Source organism: Vibrio sp. E150_011 (assembly GCF_053544015.1).
Genome location: NZ_JBHFOL010000035.1, coordinates 1 through 22,205 on the forward strand (window position 1 = coordinate 1; position 22,205 = coordinate 22,205).

General features: G+C 44.8%; 19 protein-coding genes, 1 pseudogene and 1 riboswitch. Of the genes and pseudogenes, 8 read left to right on the forward strand and 12 right to left on the reverse strand.

The window, feature by feature from the left end:
- Nucleotides 1–531 precede the first annotated feature (531 nt).
- Genes hemG through ACE1OE_RS24100 form a run of 3 tightly spaced genes read right to left on the reverse strand, consistent with a single transcriptional unit; the run spans nt 532 to nt 3,183 of the window.
- Nucleotides 532–1,059 carry a menaquinone-dependent protoporphyrinogen IX dehydrogenase gene (gene hemG, locus ACE1OE_RS24090; RefSeq protein ID WP_372059840.1) on the reverse strand — a complete coding sequence of 176 codons (528 nt, stop codon included), beginning with the start codon at nt 1,057–1,059 and terminating at the stop codon, nt 532–534.
- A gap of 8 nt (nt 1,060–1,067) precedes the next feature.
- Nucleotides 1,068–2,525, reverse strand: coding sequence for a TrkH family potassium uptake protein (locus tag ACE1OE_RS24095; RefSeq protein WP_102471081.1), 1,458 nt, complete (start codon nt 2,523–2,525; stop codon nt 1,068–1,070).
- A gap of 34 nt (nt 2,526–2,559) precedes the next feature.
- On the reverse strand, nt 2,560–3,183 hold the full coding sequence (locus ACE1OE_RS24100; protein ID WP_102471080.1) for a YigZ family protein: 624 nt from the start codon (nt 3,181–3,183) through the stop codon (nt 2,560–2,562).
- A 214-nt stretch (nt 3,184–3,397) separates the two neighbouring features.
- Between ACE1OE_RS24100 and fadB the strand changes: the two genes are divergently transcribed.
- From fadB to acuI, 3 genes are all read left to right on the forward strand, one after another.
- Nucleotides 3,398–5,566, forward strand: a complete 2,169-nt coding sequence (gene fadB / locus ACE1OE_RS24105; protein WP_449212499.1) for a fatty acid oxidation complex subunit alpha FadB — start codon at nt 3,398–3,400, stop codon at nt 5,564–5,566.
- A 27-nt stretch (nt 5,567–5,593) separates the two neighbouring features.
- Nucleotides 5,594–6,757: an acetyl-CoA C-acyltransferase FadA gene (gene fadA / locus ACE1OE_RS24110; RefSeq protein WP_102471078.1), complete on the forward strand. Its 1,164-nt coding sequence runs from the start codon at nt 5,594–5,596 to the stop codon at nt 6,755–6,757.
- Between the two features lie 162 nt (nt 6,758–6,919).
- Nucleotides 6,920–7,900 (forward strand): acrylyl-CoA reductase (NADPH), encoded by a 981-nt coding sequence (acuI, locus tag ACE1OE_RS24115; protein ID WP_102469993.1) that lies wholly within the window; start codon nt 6,920–6,922, stop codon nt 7,898–7,900.
- A 137-nt stretch (nt 7,901–8,037) separates the two neighbouring features.
- Here acuI and ACE1OE_RS24120 read toward each other — a convergent pair whose 3' ends face one another.
- Nucleotides 8,038–8,979, reverse strand: coding sequence for a LysR family transcriptional regulator (locus ACE1OE_RS24120; RefSeq protein ID WP_102469994.1), 942 nt, complete (start codon nt 8,977–8,979; stop codon nt 8,038–8,040).
- A gap of 170 nt (nt 8,980–9,149) precedes the next feature.
- On the reverse strand, nt 9,150–9,335 hold the full coding sequence (locus ACE1OE_RS24125) for a hypothetical protein (protein ID WP_372059836.1): 186 nt from the start codon (nt 9,333–9,335) through the stop codon (nt 9,150–9,152).
- 133 nt (nt 9,336–9,468) lie between these two features.
- Here ACE1OE_RS24125 and tusA point away from each other — a divergent pair, with 133 nt between their 5' ends.
- Nucleotides 9,469–9,717, forward strand: a complete 249-nt coding sequence (gene tusA / locus ACE1OE_RS24130; RefSeq protein ID WP_102469996.1) for a sulfurtransferase TusA — start codon at nt 9,469–9,471, stop codon at nt 9,715–9,717.
- A 47-nt stretch (nt 9,718–9,764) separates the two neighbouring features.
- Here tusA and ACE1OE_RS24135 read toward each other — a convergent pair whose 3' ends face one another.
- On the reverse strand, nt 9,765–10,025 hold the full coding sequence (locus tag ACE1OE_RS24135) for a hypothetical protein (protein WP_102469997.1): 261 nt from the start codon (nt 10,023–10,025) through the stop codon (nt 9,765–9,767).
- A 135-nt stretch (nt 10,026–10,160) separates the two neighbouring features.
- The gene (locus tag ACE1OE_RS24140) at nt 10,161–10,715 is read right to left on the reverse strand and encodes a TMEM165/GDT1 family protein (protein ID WP_372059835.1); all 555 of its coding nucleotides are present in this window, start codon (nt 10,713–10,715) and stop codon (nt 10,161–10,163) included.
- A 92-nt stretch (nt 10,716–10,807) separates the two neighbouring features.
- A riboswitch (yybP-ykoY riboswitch) is annotated at nt 10,808–10,920 on the reverse strand.
- Nucleotides 10,921–11,134: 214 nt separating this feature from the next.
- Between ACE1OE_RS24140 and glyQ the strand changes: the two genes are divergently transcribed.
- From glyQ to ACE1OE_RS24155, 3 genes are all read left to right on the forward strand, one after another.
- Nucleotides 11,135–12,052, forward strand: coding sequence for a glycine--tRNA ligase subunit alpha (glyQ, locus tag ACE1OE_RS24145; RefSeq protein WP_065111980.1), 918 nt, complete (start codon nt 11,135–11,137; stop codon nt 12,050–12,052).
- A gap of 2 nt (nt 12,053–12,054) precedes the next feature.
- Nucleotides 12,055–14,121: a glycine--tRNA ligase subunit beta gene (gene glyS, locus ACE1OE_RS24150; protein WP_372059833.1), complete on the forward strand. Its 2,067-nt coding sequence runs from the start codon at nt 12,055–12,057 to the stop codon at nt 14,119–14,121.
- Between the two features lie 199 nt (nt 14,122–14,320).
- Nucleotides 14,321–15,571, forward strand: coding sequence for a valine--pyruvate transaminase (locus tag ACE1OE_RS24155; RefSeq protein ID WP_449212500.1), 1,251 nt, complete (start codon nt 14,321–14,323; stop codon nt 15,569–15,571).
- Between the two features lie 71 nt (nt 15,572–15,642).
- Here ACE1OE_RS24155 and ACE1OE_RS24160 read toward each other — a convergent pair whose 3' ends face one another.
- From ACE1OE_RS24160 to ACE1OE_RS24180, 5 genes and pseudogenes are all read right to left on the reverse strand, one after another.
- Nucleotides 15,643–16,080, reverse strand: coding sequence for an Hsp20 family protein (locus tag ACE1OE_RS24160; RefSeq protein WP_449212501.1), 438 nt, complete (start codon nt 16,078–16,080; stop codon nt 15,643–15,645).
- A gap of 352 nt (nt 16,081–16,432) precedes the next feature.
- Complete coding sequence (gyrB, locus tag ACE1OE_RS24165; RefSeq protein WP_449212502.1) at nt 16,433–18,850, reverse strand: DNA topoisomerase (ATP-hydrolyzing) subunit B; 2,418 nt, start codon at nt 18,848–18,850, stop codon at nt 16,433–16,435.
- A gap of 12 nt (nt 18,851–18,862) precedes the next feature.
- Entirely contained in the window at nt 18,863–19,945 is a 1,083-nt protein-coding gene (gene recF, locus ACE1OE_RS24170) for a DNA replication/repair protein RecF (protein ID WP_449212503.1), read from the reverse strand.
- Between the two features lie 298 nt (nt 19,946–20,243).
- The gene (locus ACE1OE_RS24175) at nt 20,244–20,531 is read right to left on the reverse strand and encodes an ATP-binding domain-containing protein (RefSeq protein WP_449212504.1); all 288 of its coding nucleotides are present in this window, start codon (nt 20,529–20,531) and stop codon (nt 20,244–20,246) included.
- A gap of 452 nt (nt 20,532–20,983) precedes the next feature.
- Nucleotides 20,984–21,154, reverse strand: a pseudogene (locus ACE1OE_RS24180) (IS110 family transposase); the annotation flags it as partial.
- A gap of 139 nt (nt 21,155–21,293) precedes the next feature.
- Between ACE1OE_RS24180 and ACE1OE_RS24185 the strand changes: the two are divergent.
- On the forward strand, nt 21,294–21,596 hold the full coding sequence (locus ACE1OE_RS24185; protein WP_449212505.1) for a hypothetical protein: 303 nt from the start codon (nt 21,294–21,296) through the stop codon (nt 21,594–21,596).
- Nucleotides 21,597–22,205: the final 609 nt, after the last annotated feature.

A 22,205-nucleotide genomic window follows, 5' to 3' on the forward strand; every position in this document is an offset into this window, starting at 1 on the left:
TCGGCTCAATGAATACTGACTTCAAAACTGTCCCTTACTTAAAAAGTAAGAAGTAATTTTAAAGCTATTATCGTTCCAACAGAACGATAATGATTGTTGACTGTGTGACAGTAAGCGAGCTCACTACCCTTAGGTCACGTGTTCATTGAGAACCATTTTACTTCCGAAGAAGTTGTTCGTTTCTACTTTGCAGCAGAAGCAAACTTAATGATTATCATCAACAAGTGTCCACACAGATTGATATAGGTCTATATTGTTAAAGAGCTTGTTTCGAGCTTTACTCGAAACGGACGGCTATTTTAGCGAGTTAATTTTCAGTGTCAAACACTTTTTAAAACTAATTTTGCTTAGCTCATTGAGCTGAATAACCTTGCTGATTCGTTCTTGGTTTCTAACAACCTTTCCCGTCTCAGTGGGGTCGCATTATAGAGATCCGAGTCACATTGGCAACCCTTTTTTTCGCCTTTTTTATTATTTATTACCGTTCGGTCAAAAACGATACAATTCGATGTAAAAGTAGACGTTTTCTCACTACATTTCTTGAAACTTACTAGCAAACAAGGTGACTTTATCCCAATTTGTATATTCAACCTCTTTTGTCGTATCGGTTTCTCCCCCAGTCATCTTCATTATTAGCTTAATCATGAATCGATCGAATGGATTGTATCTCGGATAATAGAGGGCGCCTGCAAATACACCGATTAAAGAGGGTTGCCATGGCGACTTCTTCAAAAATGTCTTTATATAAGCGCTGCCTTCTGGCGTGTCCTTGCCTTGGTCTTCTTTTCTTGCGGTTAGGTTTACGCAAAAGAAAGCAACTCGACTCTCTTCTAATTGTTTAAGGTTTCGATTAATAAATTGGTATAGCTTTTTGTTGAGATGCCCATACCGTATCGAAGCCCCGATTAACACTCGTTCATAGTTTTGTAAATCGATGTCGCCGATTGTATTCAAATCGACGAACTCTGCTTCACTGTCACCCTGTTCATTTGCTATGCGCTCTATAATCTTTTTTGTTTGCCCTTCTCTCGAAGAGTAAAGATAAAGTACCTTGGCCATAAAAATCCTTAGCTACGCCAAAATGCCGGCGTCAGTAATATAAGTAATGTGAAGATTTCCAATCGCCCAAACAGCATTGAGACAATCAATACCCATTTGGCACTGTCATTGACGTCTCCGAAATGTACCGCCACCTCACCCAAGCCAGGGCCTAGGTTATTTAGTGTCGCGGCTACCGCTGAAAAAGCGCTTAATTCATCCATTCCCGTTGCAATCAGAGCCAACATACAGACAACAAACACTAATGCGTAGGCAGAAAAGAACCCCCACACCGCATCAACGACACGTTGTGATAGTGCGCTGCCGCCGACTTTAATCGTGTACACAGCCCTTGGGTGCACCAAACGCTTCATCTCGCGCGCACCTTGTAACGTCAACAACAAAATTCGGATAACCTTCATCCCGCCCCCTGTTGACCCTGCGCACCCTCCTATAAAAGAAGAGAATAAAAGTAACACAGGCAAGAAAAGCGGCCACTCAGAAAAACCGGTTGTTGTAAAACCAGCGGTCGTAGATATAGAGACAGATTGAAACAAGGCTTGGTCAAACGCATCATAGAATGACCGATAGGAATGATGTTCAAGTAAGATAAGGAAACAAACCAGAAACAACACAAACTGTATAAATAGAAAGGCTCTAAATTCAGGGTCTTTCCAATAATACTTAGGATGAACCCCTCCTGACGCAAAGGCGGCAAAGTGCAATGAATAGTTACATGCCGAGATCAACAAAAACACAACGGTTATCATATTAATGGCATGGCTATCGAAATAGCCCATACTGGCATCATGCGTAGAGAAACCGCCAATAGCGATCGTTGAGAAGCTATGAGCAATCGCATCAAAAGGGGTCATCCCTGCCACCCAAAAAGCGGCGGCACAAGCAATGGTTAGACTCAAATAGATATACCAAAGCGCTTTAGCAGTTTCGGCAATACGTGGCGTCATTTTGCTGTCTTTTACTGGCCCTGGTATCTCAGCTCGATACAATTGCATGCCACCGATACCAAGTACTGGCAAGATAGCCACCGCTAGTACAATGATCCCCATACCACCAAACCATTGTAAGAGCTGGCGATAAAATAGAATCGCCTTGGGTAGCTCATCCAAACCAACAATGACCGTTGCGCCTGTCGTAGTAAGCGCTGAGAAAGACTCGAAGAAAGCGTCTGTTATAGAAACGTTAGGATAATCAGAAATAAGGAATGGTAATGCACCAGCACTACCAATTACAGTCCAAAATAGCACGACAATCAAAAAGCCATCGCGAGCTTTTAGTTCATGCTTATGCCTACGGTTTGGCAACCACAAAAAAGCACCGCAGAGAAGCAGGACAAAAAAGGTAGTGACGAAGGGAACACCCGCACCGTCTCGATAAATGAGTGCGACTAACGCAGGCGCAAGCATAGAAACACTAAAAAGTGCCAGTAATAGCCCTACGATACGGAGAATGGATCGAAATTGCATAGTGTATTGAATGAAGCAAAGCTTCTATTACTTCCTAGTTGTTTTGAAATGAAGAGACCATTGCCTTGGCTCCACTCTTATTAATAATGCTAAGCGTGAGTGCGTCAACTTGATTCACCTCAACTTCCACAATCAATACGACTTTATCACTGTATTCAGACTCAACCTCTATTGCACCGAACTTCCCTAGCTCAGATTGTGCAATCGCCATGAATCCATAGTCTAACTCCACTCTAAGACGAGTGGTTATTTTTTTTTCTATTGTTTGAATTAGCTTTAATGCTTGTTGAACTCCTCCCCCATACGCTTTCACTAATCCACCGGTACCAAGCTTAATACCACCAGAATAACGGGTGACAACCGCTGTCAGCTCTCCTACTCCCGAACCACTCAATTGAGCAAGGATCGGTTTACCAGCGGTGCCTGATGGCTCACCATCATCACTAAACCCCCACATCATAGAGTTTTCGGGCCGGCCTGCGACAAATCCCCAGCAATTGTGACGAGCACTGCTATGTTCCATTTTGATTTTATTAACGAACGCCTTCGCTTCTTCAATACTCGGCGTGTGGCTTATTTGTGTGATGAAGAGACTCTTTTTAATTTCTTCTTCAAAAATCACCGACTGTTCTGGAATGAGGTATGCGCTTGAGTTCATTAGTTTTTAAAGCCGTGTCGCCTAAAAGGGGTATTCTATCACGCTCGCTTTCAATTGACCCAGAGAACAGACATCGCTCATAATGTTAAACAGTTGTTTAAAAAATGTATTGAAATTTATTCAATACACGTTCACACTGAGCTTACTGGTCTAACCAGATCCATAATAATAACCGCTTCACTCAATCATGGATTGTCTGTCACGGAGAACGACAATGATTTACCAATCTGACACCCTACAGGTAAAGGAAGTACGCGACGGCATTGCTGAGCTGTGCTTTAGTGCAAAAGATTCAGTCAATAAGCTTGACCTCTCCACATTAGAATCGCTTGATAAAGCATTGGATTCTATCGTGCAATGGGACGGTTTAAGAGGCTTAGTGCTCACCACCGACAAGAACGCTTTTATTGTTGGTGCCGACATTACCGAGTTTTTAGGTTTGTTTGCCAAACCAAAACAAGAGCTAACCGAATGGCTGCAATTCGCCAATAATATTTTCAACAAACTCGAAGATTTACCCGTCCCGACGCTCTCTGCCCTCAAGGGTCATGCGTTAGGTGGTGGCTGTGAATGCGTACTTGCCACTGATTTTAGGATAGGCGATAAGACCACCAGCATCGGCCTACCAGAAACGAAACTTGGCATCATGCCTGGATTTGGTGGCACTGTTAGGTTGCCTAGAATCATCGGTGCAGACAGTGCTATGGAAATTATCACGCAAGGTAAAGCCTGCCGAGCACCTGAAGCCTTGAAGCTTGGCCTACTTGACGCAATTGTTGACACAGAGTCACTCTATGATTCAGCCATCAACACAATAGAGCTTGCAATCAATGAACAAATTGACTGGAAAGCGCGTCGCCAACAAAAATTATCTCCCCTTACGCTCAGTAAGCTTGAGTCAATGATGAGCTTTACCATGGCTAAAGGCTTGGTTGCGCAAAAAGCAGGCCCGCACTACCCTGCGCCTATCACAGCCGTCAAAACCATAGAAAAAGCCGCTCGTTGCCATCGTACCGAAGCGCTTCAGATTGAAGCAGACTATTTTGTTAAGCTTGCGGGCTCTGATGTGTCAAATGCGCTTGTGGGTATATTCTTAAATGACCAATACATTAAAGGGCTCGCTAAAAAAGCGGCGAGGTCTGGTCAAGAAACCCAGCGAGCCGCGGTGTTAGGTGCTGGTATTATGGGCGGTGGTATCGCCTACCAATCGGCCCTAAAGGGCGTCCCTGTCATGATGAAAGACATCGCACAAGCGTCTCTCAATCTAGGTATGGAAGAGGCTTCAAAACTTCTCAACAAGCGATTACAACGCGGCCGTCTTGACGGTTTCAAAATGGCAGGCATCTTGTCGTCGATTACCCCTAGCTTGCATTATGCTGGCATTGAGCAATCTGACGTTATTGTTGAAGCCGTCGTTGAGAATCCAAACATCAAAGCAGCGGTGTTAACCGAGGTCGAAAAACTTGTTTCAGAAAACACGGTGATCGCTTCCAACACTTCTACTATTCCAATTAACGGCTTAGCGAAGTCCCTATCGCGTCCTGAAAATTTCTGCGGTATGCACTTCTTTAACCCTGTGCACAGAATGCCTTTGGTTGAGATTATTCGAGGTGAGCACACCTCTGAAGAAACGATTAATCGTGTGGTTGCCTACGCTGCCAAAATGGGTAAATCTCCCATCGTCGTCAATGACTGCCCTGGTTTTTTTGTCAACCGTGTATTGTTTCCGTATTTCGGCGGCTTTAGCCAGCTTGTTCAAGACGGTGCGGACTTTATTCAGATCGATAAAGTCATGGAACGTAAGTTTGGTTGGCCAATGGGCCCAGCTTACTTACTTGATGTTGTCGGTATTGATACCGCTCATCACGCACAAGCTGTTATGGCTGAAGGGTTCCCTGAACGCATGGCGAAAGAGAAGCGAGATTCCATCGACGTTCTCTTTGAGCAACAACGCTTTGGTCAGAAAAACGGCTCGGGATTTTACACCTACACCACCGATAAACGTGGTCGTCCGAAGAAACAACCAAGTGAAGAGGTGGCAGGTCTACTTGAATCCGTTTCTCAACCGACTCAATCCTTTGATGATGACACCATTATTCAACGCATGATGATCCCTATGATCAATGAGGTTGTACTGTGTTTAGAGCAAAATATCATTGCCTCACCTCAAGAGGCTGATATGGCACTCGTTTATGGTTTGGGCTTCCCTCCTTTCAGGGGTGGGGTGTTCCGTTATCTTGATACGATTGGCATCGCTAATTATGTTGAGATGGCTAAACAATATGAGTCACTGGGTGCGATGTATCACGTACCAAGTACCCTGATCGAAATGGCAGCCTCTGGTCAGTCATTTTATGGTCAACAACAAACCAACTCACTGTAACCATCAATTGGAAGAGGAATTATCAAAATGAAAAATGTTGTCGTTGTTGATTGTCTTCGCACACCCATGGGGCGTTCCAAGGGTGGGGCTTTTAGACACACAAGAGCTGAAGATCTTTCCGCTCATTTAATGAAAGGCATACTCGCGCGCAATCCAGCCGTCAATCCAAATGAAATAGAAGATATTTATTGGGGCTGTGTTCAACAAACTCTTGAGCAAGGCTTTAATGTTGCTCGAAACGCTGCTCTGCTCGCGGGTCTGCCAATTGAAATCGGCGCTGTAACGGTCAACCGGTTATGTGGTTCGTCTATGCAAGCTTTGCATGATGCTACCCGCGCGATTATGGTGGGTGACGCCGATATCTGTCTTATTGGCGGCGTTGAGCACATGGGTCATGTACCGATGAATCATGGTGTAGATTTCCACCCTCAGTTGTCTAAAAACGTAGCGAAAGCCGCAGGTATGATGGGGTTGACCGCGGAAATGCTGGGTAAAATGCATGGCATCAGTCGTGAACAGCAAGATGAATTTGCGGCTCGCAGCCATCAACGAGCTCAAGCCGCAACGGTAGAAGGACGCTTCAAGAATGAAATTCTACCTATCGAGGGTCACGCGGAAGACGGGTCTTTATTTACGCTTGATTTCGACGAAGTCATTCGCCCAGAAACCAACGTAGAAGGGCTATCTAAGTTACGCCCTGTATTTGACCCTGCGAATGGCACAGTCACCGCAGGTACATCGTCTGCATTATCGGATGGCGCTTCTATCATGCTTATCATGAGTGAAGAAAAGGCCAAAGAGCTTGGTGTACAAGTTCGCGCCAAAATACGCGCGATGGCGATTGCTGGGTGTGATCCTTCTATTATGGGTTATGGCCCGGTTCCAGCAACCCAAAAAGCACTAAAACGTGCTGGGTTGCACATGGAAGATATTGATATTATTGAACTCAATGAGGCTTTTGCGGCGCAGTCGTTACCTTGTGCTAAAGATTTGGGCTTGCTTGATGTTGTTGATGACAAGGTCAATCTTAATGGCGGTGCTATTGCGTTAGGACACCCGCTGGGTTGTTCGGGTTCTCGCATCTCCACTACGCTCATCAACATAATGGAAGACAAGAACGCAAAATACGGTCTCGCCACTATGTGTATCGGCTTGGGTCAAGGTATCGCGACCATCTTCGAGCGACCTTAGACGGTTCCATCACTAAAAAGGCCCCTTCATGGGGTCTTTTTTATCGTTAGCACATATATGCATTATATGCATAGATTGAATGTTCAAGTTTCATTGTTTTTTCTGATTATTCTCGCCTAGAATCAATATCAGTTTAAAAGACCAATCCATTTGGAGCACCGTATGTTCAAAGCACTCGTATTAAATCAAGAAGACAAAAAAACCATCGCAGCTGTATCACAGATTGATGAATCTCTACTTCCTGAAGGCAACGTTAAAATAGATGTAAAATATTCATCTCTGAACTACAAAGATGGATTGGCAATCACAGGTAAGGGGCGCATTGTACGTAACTTCCCTATGGTTCCTGGTATTGATTTATCTGGCGTCGTCTCGCAATCTGATGACCCTCGCTATAAAGAAGGTGACGAGGTTGTTCTTACTGGATGGGGTGTTGGTGAAGGTCACTGGGGTGGTATGGCAGAAAAAGCGAGCCTTAATGGTGATTGGCTTGTTCCTATGCCACAAGGCCTAGACGCCCACAAAGTGATGGCGATTGGCACGGCCGGCTTTACTGCCATGCTTTGTGTACAAGCAATTGTAGACGCAGGCGTTAAGCCAGAAGATGGTGAAGTACTCGTTACAGGCGCAAGCGGCGGTGTCGGCAGCGTGGCTATCACACTACTCAACCAACTAGGCTATAAAGTGGCGGCAGTAACAGGTAGAGCAAGCCAAAATGGTGAGTTACTCACATCGCTAGGGGCATCGCGCATTGTTGAGCGCAGCGAACTTGAAGAGCCAGCTAAACCACTAGAGCGCCAAGTATGGGCCGCGGCTGTTGACACTGTCGGTAGCAATATGTTGGCAAAAGTCCTCGCTCAAATGAACTATAACGGTGTCGTGGCTGCGTGTGGTCTCGCGGGTGGTTTTGACCTTCCAACAACCGTTATGCCATTCATCTTGCGCAATGTTCGCCTTCAAGGTATTGATTCGGTTAGTTGCCCACGTGAAAAACGCATTAAAGCATGGGAGCAACTTTCTACTTTATTGCCAGCTACATACTACACTCAAGCCAGTCAAACCGTTGAGTTAGAGCAAGCAATCCAGGCAGCGGAAGACATTACAAACGGTGCTATTACTGGACGAGTCATTATCAAACTATAACGACTCCAGATAGCCATCAAAAAGCCCTCCATTGAGGGTTTTTTGTATTTTAGCGGACCTGTCCCATATCCCCCTCAAGATATTAGAGAAATATTAGTGTTAACCGCACGATAATTTATCTTTGGACATACAATGCATCAGCCCAAACCTACATCTTCGATACGCTTAGTAATCAACTTCCCGCACTCTTCTTTCACCGTCGCTCTTAACCATTGCTGAGATTCAGAGGTATCGCAACGAGAATGCCAAATAAGCGAATAATCAAAAGGGGTAAACGCGAACGGCAGTGGTTTAATCACCAAGTCATAGCGATCGGCCACCAAGTAAGCAAGATCCGCGGGTACCGTAATAATTAACGGCATGCGATCAACGATCGCTAACGCGGCTTCTAAATGATAGGCACGCAATACCATTTTTCTTGGGTGCTGATGGATTAACGCGGCGTCTAACAGAGCTTTAACCCCATCACTAATGGCAATCATGGCATGCGGTGCATGAATATAGTCTTCCAGCGTTAAGAGCTTATCCGCCAACGGATGCTGTTTAGACACCAAACAAGAGACGCCAACGGGGCCCAGCACATCTTGCAATAGCGGAGACACTAATCCAGCCGGGCGACAAATAGCCATATCCACTTTATCAGTGCTTAACTGTTTAAATAAACTCTCATGTTGCAGCGGAGCAAACTCTAACGAAATATTGGGGGCTAACTCATAAATCTTAGGTAAGGCATACGGCAAGATGGTTTGCATCGCGTAATCCGTTGTCGCAATCAAGAATCGCTCATTGCAGTAATACGGGTCAAATTCACTAGGAGTGAGTAGCTGTCTGAATGATTCTAGAGGTTGATCAATCTGCTTACAGATCTCCAACGCCTTGCTGGTAGGGATAATGCGCTGCCCTTGTCGTGTAAACAAAGGGTCGCCCAACAATTCACGCAAGCGCCCTAGTACACGGCTGGTTGCCGACTGGCTCAGGTTTAAACGAACGGCAGCTTGGCTGACACTGCCTTCTTCCACCAGCACTTTTAGCGCGACCAGTAGGTTTAGATCACGGCGATAAATGTCTTCCAGTTCCATCAATGAGCTCCTATCTATGTCTACCCATAGTTTACACTCGCTCATCATCTTAATATTAAAATTTAGACAAAAAAAATCCCGCTTTTCAGCGGGGAAGCCCAAGAAATTGGGGATAGTGTCGGAATTTTTTGATAGGCCCTGAGTACTTGATGATATTTGTAGCTAAATTGTTAATTTTCGTTTTCTTCAAGCGTCTCTTGCCAATGCCTCATTTCAACCCACATTGCCACAATCGAGGCACTCAAACCGAGTAATGGGAAAAGGCTAGGTTCAGCAGATGTCTTTAATACCAAAGCACAAAATGAAATAAAACACAGTAAAGCATAAATAGTCAGTCTATCTAATGTGGTTAACATGGCCACTCCTTAGCTCTTGTTACCAACTTGTTAAATAAAACTAAAGCAAAAAAAGACATTTGCCAAGAGTTATTGCATATTTTTTCTTCATAAGTAGAATTCAACCTGATTTTAAAAAAGAACGAGTTCCATCATGACAATCAATAGCAAGCTAGCCACGCACACATTAGAAGCCGAAGGGCTGCGTTGTCCGGAGCCGGTGATGATGGTCAGGAAGACAATTAGAAAAATGGAAGATGGGGATATATTACTCGTGAGAGCCGATGACCCATCGACAACTCGTGATATCCCGAGTTTTTGCCGCTTCATGGATCACCAATTAATCGGTCAACAAACCGAATCCGCGCCTTACCTCTATCTTATAAAGAAAGGCGCTGCGTAGCATTCATGTACACAAATCGTAAAAAGGCTGCCCATCGGCAGCCTTTTTTATTCATCATATTCTAGTGTTCGAACTTCTGCTTGCAGTGATTTTATCTGTTTCTGCATAGCGCGTATGTCATCGTGCATAGGTATGAGGTGTTGCACACGAATCCAAGATTCAACGGCCAGCGCCGTCATGATAATCGCACCAACCACCATGGGCAGCCACATATCTGTCAGTACCATTCCTAATAATGTCAGAACCAACCCAACCGTGAATAGAGCGCTTTGATTTTTAGCGGTCATTCCTGTGTAACGTGTCAGCATAATGTTGCCCTCTCGCTAGGATCCACAGTGTTAAATTACCATGACAAGGATGACACTAATATGTCAGCCATCACGTATTTCAGCAGTACATCAATCCCTCAAACGAAAATAAAACGGCGATAAGAACGCACCGTATTATACCCAAGCTGCGCCTATCGCTAACACCGTGAATAAGAGTGCGGTTATTTTTCTAATCCAATTTAACGGCAGTTTATCGGCAGAAAACTGCCCTAATAGGACAACAGGAACATTGGCAAGCAGCATACCAATTGTCGTACCCAAAATAACCCAAAGCAACGCATCGGCATATTGGGCGCCTAGAATAGAGGTGGCAATTTGTGTTTTATCACCAATTTCTGCAATAAAAAAGGCCATAAAGCTAGCAACAAAGGGGCCTTTATTCGACACACTTTCATTTTCATCAAGCTTATCTGGGATTAACACCCAACCGGCCATCGCTACAAAACTAACCACTAATACCCACTTAAGTACATCAGGGGACAGGTAATCAGCAACAACGACGCCAAGCCAAGCCGCTAATGCGTGATTCGCAATTGTCGCTAAAAAAATGGCGGCAATAATAGGAACCGGCTTTCGGTATCGACTGGCTAGTAATAAAGATAAAAGTTGGGTCTTATCGCCAATCTCAGCGAGGGCGACAGTAGTAATTGATAGGGCTAAAACGCTCACGACATGCTCTAAGGGGTAGGGATAATAATTATAAAACCATAGACAAACGTCGTGCCCCACCCCGGTTCACGATGCTTATCTAAGGTCTTGCTAAACGAACATGTTGTTCGTCTCATACACCATGGTGATTGTGCACCAATTATGTTGACGTATGAATCGAAGCCAAGTGGTAGGCATCGATAAGCTACTCCCCAAAGATGGGCTGCATTCTAAACATTCAACCTATAAAATTCAATAATGTTTGCGTCCCTAATACATCGATACTGGATTAAATGGCAAAAAGTCCAGTTTTTTACCCGCCTGATGAATAATTAACCACCTTTGCCCCTACTCCCATTGGGAATAACTCGTTATACTTGATCGTTATTTTTATCCGTTTTTAGACAGAACTTTCATTTAGAGAATTGCGCGAACAAACTATGCAAAAATACGATATCAAAACCTTCCAGGGAATGATCCTCGCGCTGCAGGATTATTGGGCTCAAAATGGTTGTACGATTGTTCAACCGCTAGATATGGAAGTAGGTGCCGGCACCTCTCACCCAATGACATGTCTACGTGCACTTGGCCCAGAGCCAATGTCTACGGCATACGTTCAACCTTCACGTCGCCCGACCGATGGTCGCTACGGTGAAAACCCGAACCGCCTGCAGCACTACTATCAATTCCAAGTAGCGCTAAAGCCTTCTCCAGATAACATCCAGGAGCTGTATTTAGGTTCCCTTGAAGTACTTGGTGTCGATCCACTTGTTCACGATATTCGCTTCGTAGAAGACAACTGGGAAAACCCAACGCTAGGCGCATGGGGTCTTGGTTGGGAAGTCTGGCTGAACGGCATGGAAGTGACTCAATTCACTTACTTCCAACAAGTTGGCGGCCTTGAATGTAAGCCAGTTACTGGTGAGATTACTTACGGTATCGAGCGTCTAGCCATGTACATCCAGGAAGTAGACTCTGTTTACGACCTAGTATGGAACGTCGCACCAGACGGATCTAACGTGACTTACGGTGACATTTTCCACCAAAACGAAGTTGAGCAATCAACCTACAACTTCGAGCACGCAGACGTAGATTTCCTATTCACGTTCTTCGACCAGTGCGAAAAAGAGTGTAAAGAACTTCTTGAGCTTGAGAAGCCACTGCCGCTTCCGGCTTACGAACGCATTCTAAAAGCTGGCCACGCCTTCAACATTCTTGATGCGCGTAAGGCTATCTCTGTAACAGAGCGTCAACGTTACATCCTTCGTATCCGCAACCTGACTAAAGCTGTTGCAGAAGCGTACTACGCGTCACGTGAAGCACTTGGCTTCCCAATGTGTAAGAAGGAAGGTAAATAATCATGGCGAAGAATTTTCTAATTGAACTGGGTACGGAAGAGCTTCCACCAACGGCACTTCGTTCTCTAGCAGAAGCCTTTGCTTCTAACTTCGAAGCGGGTCTTAAAGCGGCTGAGCTTTCTCACGAAGGCATCAAGTGGTATGCCGCACCTCGTCGTCTAGCACTTAAAGTGACAGCACTGGCTGAAGGCCAAGCAGACAAAGTGGTTGAGAAGCGCGGCCCTGCAATTTCTGTTGCATTCGATGCTGAAGGCAACGCGACGAAAGCTGCACAAGGTTGGGCTCGTGGCAACGGTATTACTGTTGAGCAAGCTGACCGTCTGAAAACAGACAAAGGCGAGTGGCTTCTTTTCAAACAAGAAGTGGCTGGCAAACCTGTTCAAGAATTGGTGATGGACATCGCTGCGAAAGCACTCGCGGGTCTACCAATTCCTAAAGCAATGCGCTGGGGTAACTCAGACATTCAATTTATCCGTCCAGTGAAAACACTGACAGTATTACTAGGTGATGAGCTTGTTGAAGGCGAGATCCTAGGCGTAGCTTCTGCTCGTACTATCCGTGGCCACCGTTTCATGGGCGAACAAGAGTTTACCATCGACTCTGCTGACCAATACCCTGCGATCTTAGAAGAGCGCGGTAAAGTCATGGCAGATTACGATGCGCGTAAAGCAATCATCCTTGCTGATGCTAAAAAAGCAGCAGACGCGGTTGGCGGCATTGCAGACCTAGAAGATGACCTTGTTGAAGAAGTGACCTCTTTGGTTGAATGGCCAGTGGTGCTTACTGCTAAGTTTGAGCAAGAGTTCCTAAAAGTCCCTTCTGAAGCCTTGGTTTACACCATGAAAGGCGACCAGAAATACTTCCCAGTGTATGACGCAGATAAGAACCTTCTGCCAAACTTTATCTTCGTTTCGAACATCGAGTCTAAAGAGCCTCGTCACGTCATCGAAGGTAACGAGAAGGTGGTACGTCCACGTCTTGCTGATGCTGAGTTCTTCTTCAACACAGACCGTAAGCGTCCGCTGATCGATCGTCTTGCTGAACTAGACCAAGCTATCTTCCAGAAGCAACTGGGCACTATCAAAGACAAAACAGACCGCATCACAGAACTTGCTGGCTACATTGCTGAGCAAATCGATGCTGACGTTGAGAAGTCTAAGCGTGCAGGCCTATTAGCTAAGTGTGACCTAATGACATCAATGGTATTCGAATTTACGGATACTCAAGGTGTGATGGGCATGCACTATGCAACGCACGATGGTGAAGACGAGCAAGTAGCACTCGCACTTTACGAGCAGTACATGCCTCGTTTCGCGGGTGACACACTACCAAGCACGGGTATTTCATCTGCAGTAGCAATGGCAGACAAGCTAGACACTATCGTCGGTATCTTCGGTATTGGCCAAGCTCCAAAAGGTTCTGACCCATTCGCGCTACGTCGTGCATCACTAGGTGTGCTACGTATCATCGTTGAAAACGGCTACAACCTAGACCTAACCGATCTGATCGGTAAAGCGAAAGCGCTACTAGGCGACAAGCTAACCAACGAAAACGTAGAAGCTGACGTTATCGACTTCATGCTAGGTCGTTTCCGCGCATGGTACCAAGATGCTGGTTTCAGCGTTGATATCATCCAAGCGGTACTAGCACGTCGTCCAACTAAGCCAGCTGACTTTGACCAACGTGTTAAAGCGGTTTCTCACTTCCGTGAACTTGAAGCAGCAGAAGCACTGGCAGCAGCGAATAAGCGTGTGGGCAATATCCTAGCGAAGTTCGATGGTGAGTTAGCACAAGATATTGATCTAACACTACTTCAAGAAGACGCTGAAAAAGCACTGGCGGAAGAAGTGGAAGTGATGACAGAAGCTTTAGAACCTGCATTTGCAACAGGTAACTACCAAGAAGCACTAAGCAAGTTGGCTAACCTGCGTGAGCCGGTTGATGCCTTCTTTGATAATGTGATGGTTATGGCAGACGATGAAGCACTGAAAAAGAATCGTCTAACCCTGCTGAATAACCTGCGTAATCTATTCTTAAAAATTGCTGATATTTCATTGCTACAGAAGTAATCACCTCTTTTAAATCAAGCCCAGTCTGAGACTGGGCTTTTTTATGTCTGCCATTTTACTCATTTCCTTAAATCCTATCATTTCCATAAATAGTGCTTTGCCTCACATAATCATTACGGTATGTTCAAAAGACAGCCTTGTTAGAGGAAGGCTGATAACTGAAGCACAGACAAGTGAACATAATGAACTAGGGACAACAATGCAATTTTCTAAGTTTGGTGAAAAATTTAATCGTTACTCAGGGATCACCCAGTTAATGGATGATCTGAATGATGGACTGCGCACACCTGGCGCCATCATGCTCGGAGGTGGCAACCCAGCCGCCATTCCAGCCATGCTCGAGTATTTTCACCAAGCCAGTGCCTCTATGCTCGCCAGTGGCGAGCTTGTTTCTGCGATGGCAAACTACGATGGTCCACAAGGCAAAGATGCCTTTGTTAAGTCGCTGGCCAATCTATTAAAAGAAACCTATGGCTGGGACATCTCTGAAAAAAACATTAGCCTGACCAATGGCAGTCAAAGCGGTTTCTTTTATCTGTTCAACCTTTTTGCAGGGCAATATAAGGATGGCAGTAAAAAGAAAATACTATTACCACTCGCGCCAGAATACATAGGTTATGGTGATGCCGGCCTTGAAGACGACATTTTTGTCTCTTATCGCCCGGAAATAGAGATGCTCGACAATCGTCAGTTCAAATACCACGTCGATTTTGAGCGTTTAGAGGTAGATGATTCGATCGCCGCTATTTGCGCCTCCAGACCCACCAACCCAACGGGTAATGTTCTCACCGATGACGAAATCCGTAAGCTAGATAAACTCGCCAGAGCCAAAGGCATTCCACTTATCATCGACAACGCTTACGGCACCCCATTCCCGAATATCATTTTTGAGGATGTAACGCCATTTTGGAATGACAATACTATCCTGTGCATGAGCCTATCTAAGCTCGGCCTGCCTGGTTTACGTTGCGGTATCGTCATTGCAAGTGAAGCCATTACTCAAGCACTGACCAATATGAATGGCATCATCAGCCTTGCCCCTAGTGGTATGGGACCTGCGGTAGCGCATCATATGATTGAAAATGGTGATTTACTGCCACTAAGCGAGAACGTAATTAAACCGTTCTATCAGCAAAAATCACAGCGAGCGGTTGAGTTACTGCAGCAAGCGATTCCTGATGAGCGCTTCCGGGTTCATAAGCCTGAAGGGGCCATATTTTTATGGCTGTGGTTCGATGAATTACCCATTACAACCATGGAACTATATAAAAGACTAAAAGCGCGAGGCGTACTGATTGTTCCAGGAGAGTATTTCTTTATTGGCCAAGAAGATGACTGGGAACATGCACACCAGTGCCTACGAATGAACTATGTCCAGCCTGATGATGCAATGAAAAAAGGCATTGATATTATCGCTGAAGAGATCTCAAAAGCGTATACGCAAGGTTAAAGCGAACTAAGCCCCGATCTAAAAGAGCGCTATCCAGCGCTCTTTTTTATTACGATAACAATAGCGAATATTTAACGCTTGTCGATAGCACCGCTCGTGTTAATAGTAATCTTACGCGGTTGCATCGCCTCTGGGATCTCTCTTTCAAGATCAACATGCAATAAGCCATTTTCCATGGTTGCACCGATCACTTTCACGTAATCCGCCAATTGGAATTTACGCTCAAAGTTGCGTTCAGCAATACCTTGATAAACATAATTTTTATTTTCTTCGGCTTGACGCTCTCCACGAACAATCAACATATTCTCTTTTTGAGTAATATCTAAATGCTCATCAGCAAAACCTGCAACGGCCATTGTAATGCGGTAGTTATTCTCATCTTGCTGTTCAATGTTATAAGGAGGGTAACCGCCTGAGGTATTTTTGGAGGTGTTGGCTTCCATTAGATTAAACAAACGGTCAAAGCCAATCGCGTTACGGTATAGGGGTGCAAAATCAGCATTTCTCATACTACTATCCTTGCATTAAGCAATAGTCTTAGCCTTGTATTGATACAAGATCTAAGGGATTCAATAGGTCATTCCTCTGTCTTTCTTATACAAGAAACGATCGGGGACATGGCTAAAAATCCAATTTTTATGTGGTGCTAATAGGGACTTTCTCTATTGAGCAAAGTTATCAGCAATATCAGAGGCCCAATCGGTTGGCATCCTCTTCATTAAAAGATATGCGGGTCGGAATGGAAGAATTCAAGGGGAGATCATAAAATCGCTCAATACTAGAAAGTAAAAAACGCCACCCGAAGGTAGCGTTTCTTATTACTTTATCAAGATCGAACGGCAACGATCACCTTTAAAAAGGCTATACGTCTAGGTTCGCCACTTTAAGTGCATTTTCTTCAATAAAGTTACGACGAGGTTCAACTTGGTCACCCATCAGTGTTGTAAACAACTGATCGGCACCTACCGCATCTTCAATGGTCACTTGCATCATACGGCGAGTTTCAGGATCCATTGTGGTTTCCCAAAGTTGCTCAGGGTTCATCTCACCCAGACCTTTGTATCGCTGTAAGCTTAGACCGCGACGAGACTCTTTCACTAACCAGTTCAATGCATCAACAAAGTTTGAAACAGCTTGAGTACGCTCACCACGCTTAATATAAGCGCCTTCTTCAATTAAGCCTTCTAGCGCTTCAGATAGATCCGCTAGTTTACCAAATTCTTTCGAGTTGATGAGGTCAATACTCAATACGTGTTCATACGTCACACCGTGAGTACGAACCACAACCTTCGGTACACTTAGACCAAGTTCTTCATGCTTTTCGACTTCTAGGTGGTATTGGCTCGCACCCGCTTCTTTGGCATTCAACTGCTCAACAAGCTGCTTACCCCATGCTTCAACGGCCGCTTCATCATGACACTGCTCAGCTGTGAGACGAGGTACGTAAATCAACTCATGCACAAGCGCGTGCGGGTAGCGACGGCTCATACGTTCAACCAGCTTAATTGCCGCGTTGTACTGTTGAACTAGCTTCTCTAACGCCTCACCTGCAAACGCTGGGGCTTCTGGGTTAACATGCAATGCAGCATTATCCAGAGCCAATGACACCTGGTATTGGTTCATTGCGTCTTCGTCTTTAATATATTGCTCTTGCTTGCCTTTCTTCACTTTATAAAGTGGTGGCTGGGCAATATAAATATAACCACGCTCGATCAGCTCTGGCATTTGACGATAAAAGAACGTCAAAAGTAGCGTACGGATGTGCGATCCATCCACGTCGGCATCGGTCATGATGATGATGTTGTGATAACGCAGTTTGTCTGGGTTATATTCATCACGGCCAATACCACAGCCCAACGCGGTAATCAGCGTTGCGACCTCTTGAGAAGACAACATCTTGTCAAAGCGTGCTTTCTCAACGTTTAGGATTTTACCTTTCAGCGGTAAAATTGCTTGGTTTTTACGGTTACGCCCCTGCTTGGCAGATCCGCCAGCAGAGTCCCCTTCCACAATGTATAGTTCAGACAATGCAGGGTCTTTTTCTTGGCAATCGGCAAGTTTACCTGGCAAACCTGCTAAATCTAACGCGCCTTTACGACGAGTCATTTCACGAGCTTTACGAGCGGCATCACGAGCACGTGCTGCATCGATAATTTTTGAGCACACAATTTTTGCTTCACCTGGATTCTCAGCCAAGAACTCAGACAGTTTTTCGTTCATTGCAGACTCAACCGCAGACTTCACTTCAGAAGACACCAGTTTGTCTTTGGTTTGGCTTGAGAACTTAGGATCAGGTACTTTCACAGAAACAATCGCGGTCAAACCTTCACGAGCATCATCGCCAGATGTCGATGTTTTGGCTTTCTTAGAAAAGCCCTCTTTATCCATAAAGGTATTAAGCGTGCGTGTTAGCGCTGAACGGAAACCCGCTAAGTGAGTACCACCATCACGTTGAGGAATGTTGTTAGTGAAACAGTAGATGTTCTCTTGATAGCCATCATTCCATTGCATTGCAACTTCAACAGTAATGCCATCTTCACGTTCAAAATCGAAGTGGAAGATTTTTTGAATGATAGGTGTTTTATTGGTGTTGAGGTGCTCAACAAACGCTTGAATACCACCTTCAAACATGAAGTGGTCCATTTTGTCTTCTTCGCGCTCATCAACGAGCTTGATAGACACACCCGAATTCAAGAATGACAGCTCACGAAGACGCTTCGCTAGAATGTCATAATGGAATTGAATATTGGTAAACGTCTCTTCACTTGGCCAGAAACGAATCTCTGTACCCGTTTTATCCGTATCACTCACTACTGCTAACGGCGCTTGAGGCTCACCATGGTGATAGGTCTGAGAATGAACTTTTCCACCACGATGGATAGTCAACGTGACTTTCTTGGACAGTGCGTTTACTACTGAAACACCCACGCCGTGCAGACCACCTGATACCTTGTATGAGTTGTCATCAAATTTACCACCCGCATGAAGCACCGTCATAATAACTTCAGCAGCAGACACTTGTTCTTCTGGGTGCAACTCAGTTGGAATACCACGGCCGTCATCACGAACAGAAACAGAGCTGTCCTCATGAATGGTCACAATGATGTCTTTACAGTGACCAGCTAACGCTTCATCAATTGAGTTGTCAACCACCTCAAAAACCATGTGGTGCAGACCGGTTCCATCGTCCGTGTCGCCGATGTACATTCCTGGACGCTTACGTACGGCATCCAGACCCTTTAGTACTTTAATACTCGATGAATCGTAATTTTCTGACATGAGTTTCTCTCACTATTTACCTGGTTCTATTGTGCCATGTTCCACATGAAACATCTTGCCATTTTCGTCAACCATGTCGGTAACTTGGCTTTCTGTAATAGAACTTACAAAAACTTGAGCCTTTGTCTGTTTTAAGTAATCCGCTAAGCGTTTACGACGAAGACTATCTAATTCTGAAGCAAAGTCATCTATCAAGTAGATGCATTGCTTTCCCGTTAATTCTGCTAAATGCTGACCTTGAGCTAAGCGCAAGGCGCACATCATTAATTTCAACTGACCGCGTGATAACACATCTTCAACCGGCGTATTGTTAACCTTTATCCGAAGATCCGCTTTATTAGGGCCACTGAAGGTATAACCCAAGGCTTGATCACGCTCGAAGCTTCGCTCCAAGAGTTCGCTGTAAGGTGTCTCTTTTTCCCAGCCTCGGTAATAACCGAGCTTAATTTCAAGCTCTGGTAAAAACGACTGACACATTGCTTCAGCGAGTGGTTGCATCTGATCAACGTACACTCGTCGCCAGTCATCAATTTGTGTGGCCAATTGGGCTAGGTCTTTATCCCAATAATGCATCTCACGGTAGCTAGTGGCTGACTTTAACAATGCGTTGCGTTGTTTATTAAGGCGTTTAAACCGCCCCCATACTTCGTGAAAGCCAGGTTGAGAATGAAACACACCCCAATCGATAAATGCTCGTCTAAACTTAGGCCCATCAGTCAAAAGCTCAAAGCCTTCAGGGTGAATCAACTGCAACGGCAAAACCTTGGCGAGCTGTGCGAGCTTTTGCCCAGATTGACCGCCTATTTTAACCTCTGTTGACCCATCGCGCTGCTTATTAATACCAATGGGTACCTCAAATTGATCCGAGTTCAAAAAACGACCATGAACAAACAGCTCTTGGCAGTCATTTTGAATCACTCGTCCCGTTAAAGTGCTTTTAAAAGAGCGTCCATGACCGAGCAGATATATCGCTTCTAGCAGGCTAGTTTTACCACTACCATTCGGGCCGATAATAAAGTTAAAGCCTGTTGATAGCTCAATATCACAGGCTTTAATATTGCGAAACTGCTGTACGATTAGACGCGAAAGCGACATAAAGCGATGCTCATATTACAAGCGTAATAAAGACCAGAAACACTCACTCACTGGCTGCGTGAGTGAGCGAAATGGCTTCAAAGCTGGTCTAATAAGAAGTCTGGTACAAGGCATAAGCAAAAACTGTCAAGATTACTGTAAAAAATCAACCCATAAAGACTAAAAAACATTACAAAATAGCCTGAATGGTAGAATGTGCATAATAACACAATAAATGAATTTATACCGTAATAGATAGGTGGTTACAGGTACATTATGCCAACAACTTAATGCTCGTTAATTTAAGTCAAATTCAGCACTAGTGCTTTAGCAACTCCAATAGGCAACTCTTACGACGGTGAGAATTACTTGGTGCCTCGGTAATCTGTGCGAACTCTGCAGCACTCCCCACTATATGTATTTCGCTTTCGGCACGTGTGATTGCAGTGTAAAGCCAGGCACGGTCAACAATACGCCCCTTTTTCAGCGCAATGATGATGCGAGGAAACTGCGAGCCCTGTGCTTTATGGAGGGTAATGGCATAACCCAGCTGTATGCAGTCCAGCACCGTTTCGGTTATTTCAACCTTTTTACCCGTAGCTAACATTACCTCGCCATACTTCCCCTTGGTCGATTCAACGCTGGTCAGGAGAACCAGAGAACCATTTTGGATCTCTTTGTCATAGTGGTTTTGGGTAAACAAGATCGCATCATTGAGCCGGAGCGGGCAGAAAAAAACTCTCCCCATTCATCCTAAATTCAAGCAGTGGTGAGTCAGGGTTTACGGCCTTTTGGATAAGCTTGTTGATGTCTTCAACTAACTTCTTGGTTGCTCCCATCACCCGGCTGCTCTCCGGTGCCTGCTGATACAGTTTGCAACAGACTTCCGCAATGTCATTACGGCCAGCCTCATGGAAATGAATTGCCCCTGTAGAGAGCTACGCGGGAACGTTTCCCCGATTGGTTAGGTTTGAGTATTCCGGGATACCTGTCGAACCCTCCTGGCGCCTAACAATGTCGAGTTTGGTGTTGGCTATCGTGCCAGACTCAACAATATCAGCCAGAACATCCTTCCATAGCAACAATAGAGGGCTTAGCTTTGGCAAGAAACTCTTTCATTTTCTGGCGACTCAGGGGTTTATTGGACAGTAGCTCGCTATGAATGCTGATATGACAGGCTTGAAGAACATTTTTGGCTAAGTCGATAGCAATAACATTTTTAGTCAACATATTGGAACCCTCGGGTTTACCTCACTCCGCGAAGTTTAGATTGGCGGAGAGGGAGTGGATTCCATACATCATGTTACGAGTGCATAATATTCACTAATATATTCTTAGTATAAATTTACCCTCAAAAAGAGATAGGATCATGACAGACGAACCAAAAACCATTCAGTTAGCTGAGTTTTCTAATCATATCATTCGACTAATGAAGGCTTTATCTGAGAAAGGCTGGACTGGAAAAATGGAGCTAACTGATCTAGGGAACTTTATTGGAAATGTGATCATTACAGACGCCAAAGATATAACTGAGCTTGAAGATGCCTATAATGATTTTTGCCACGGTATCCATCATGGCATTGGCCTTTCTCATCAAGATATGAACTCTAAAAAAACTGTTGAGGAATACGTTAATCGCTGGGAAAAACGACGTAAAAATCATCAGGATTGATTTTTTGATGAACCGTCACCTAGCTGTAACTCTGACACATTTATGTCCATCTTCGAGTTGGCTAATATGGCTAGCTCATTTCTGCCCCATTCTTTGCTAGTCCATCTACTTAATCAGATAAACCCTAACTTGTTTGACTTACATTTCCGGCTCTTCTCCGCTTACGTGAGCTTGACAGAAGAGTAAAACATTGAGCTTACCTCAGAAACCGATAGCTGTTTGATCTTCAGTTTGAAGTATTCTGTATCTCTGATCCCTCGTACTCTTCTGCGCAAGCTCAATATGAATTAGGCAGCACTGGCCATTTATCGGCAAATCATAAATGGTTCGAGAAACGTAAGTATTGACGGGCAAGCTTGATGGGATTTTGGGTCGGTGACTTTAAATCGTCGGTCTCGACGATAGTAAACATCAACTGTTTGAGTAGATTCATCGACCTTAATCGACTGGTTTGCCTGCCCTTTGATGTGCAAAAGCTGAGAAAGTAACCGGGTCAAAATAGGAACCATCCATGCTGACTAAAAAAGGTTACTGGTCAGTATAGTAGAGTGAGTCGTTGTTGCTCTCAGACTCAACAAAGCGGAGAAGAGCCCCAAAAATCATGGTTTT

Coding starts and splice junctions, on each gene's coding strand:
- ACE1OE_RS24125 (WP_372059836.1), bottom strand. CDS start 9,335: ATGTTAACCACATTAGATAGACTGACTATTTATGCTTTACTGTGTTTT.
- hemG (WP_372059840.1), bottom strand. CDS start 1,059: ATGGCCAAGGTACTTTATCTTTACTCTTCGAGAGAAGGGCAAACAAAA.
- recF (WP_449212503.1), bottom strand. CDS start 19,945: ATGTCGCTTTCGCGTCTAATCGTACAGCAGTTTCGCAATATTAAAGCC.
- glyS (WP_372059833.1), top strand. CDS start 12,055: ATGGCGAAGAATTTTCTAATTGAACTGGGTACGGAAGAGCTTCCACCA.
- acuI (WP_102469993.1), top strand. CDS start 6,920: ATGTTCAAAGCACTCGTATTAAATCAAGAAGACAAAAAAACCATCGCA.
- ACE1OE_RS24120 (WP_102469994.1), bottom strand. CDS start 8,979: ATGGAACTGGAAGACATTTATCGCCGTGATCTAAACCTACTGGTCGCG.
- ACE1OE_RS24100 (WP_102471080.1), bottom strand. CDS start 3,183: ATGAACTCAAGCGCATACCTCATTCCAGAACAGTCGGTGATTTTTGAA.
- ACE1OE_RS24135 (WP_102469997.1), bottom strand. CDS start 10,025: ATGCTGACACGTTACACAGGAATGACCGCTAAAAATCAAAGCGCTCTA.
- fadB (WP_449212499.1), top strand. CDS start 3,398: ATGATTTACCAATCTGACACCCTACAGGTAAAGGAAGTACGCGACGGC.
- ACE1OE_RS24155 (WP_449212500.1), top strand. CDS start 14,321: ATGCAATTTTCTAAGTTTGGTGAAAAATTTAATCGTTACTCAGGGATC.
- ACE1OE_RS24095 (WP_102471081.1), bottom strand. CDS start 2,525: ATGCAATTTCGATCCATTCTCCGTATCGTAGGGCTATTACTGGCACTT.
- fadA (WP_102471078.1), top strand. CDS start 5,594: ATGAAAAATGTTGTCGTTGTTGATTGTCTTCGCACACCCATGGGGCGT.
- gyrB (WP_449212502.1), bottom strand. CDS start 18,850: ATGTCAGAAAATTACGATTCATCGAGTATTAAAGTACTAAAGGGTCTG.
- ACE1OE_RS24185 (WP_449212505.1), top strand. CDS start 21,294: ATGACAGACGAACCAAAAACCATTCAGTTAGCTGAGTTTTCTAATCAT.
- glyQ (WP_065111980.1), top strand. CDS start 11,135: ATGCAAAAATACGATATCAAAACCTTCCAGGGAATGATCCTCGCGCTG.
- ACE1OE_RS24175 (WP_449212504.1), bottom strand. CDS start 20,531: ATGTTAGCTACGGGTAAAAAGGTTGAAATAACCGAAACGGTGCTGGAC.
- tusA (WP_102469996.1), top strand. CDS start 9,469: ATGACAATCAATAGCAAGCTAGCCACGCACACATTAGAAGCCGAAGGG.
- ACE1OE_RS24160 (WP_449212501.1), bottom strand. CDS start 16,080: ATGAGAAATGCTGATTTTGCACCCCTATACCGTAACGCGATTGGCTTT.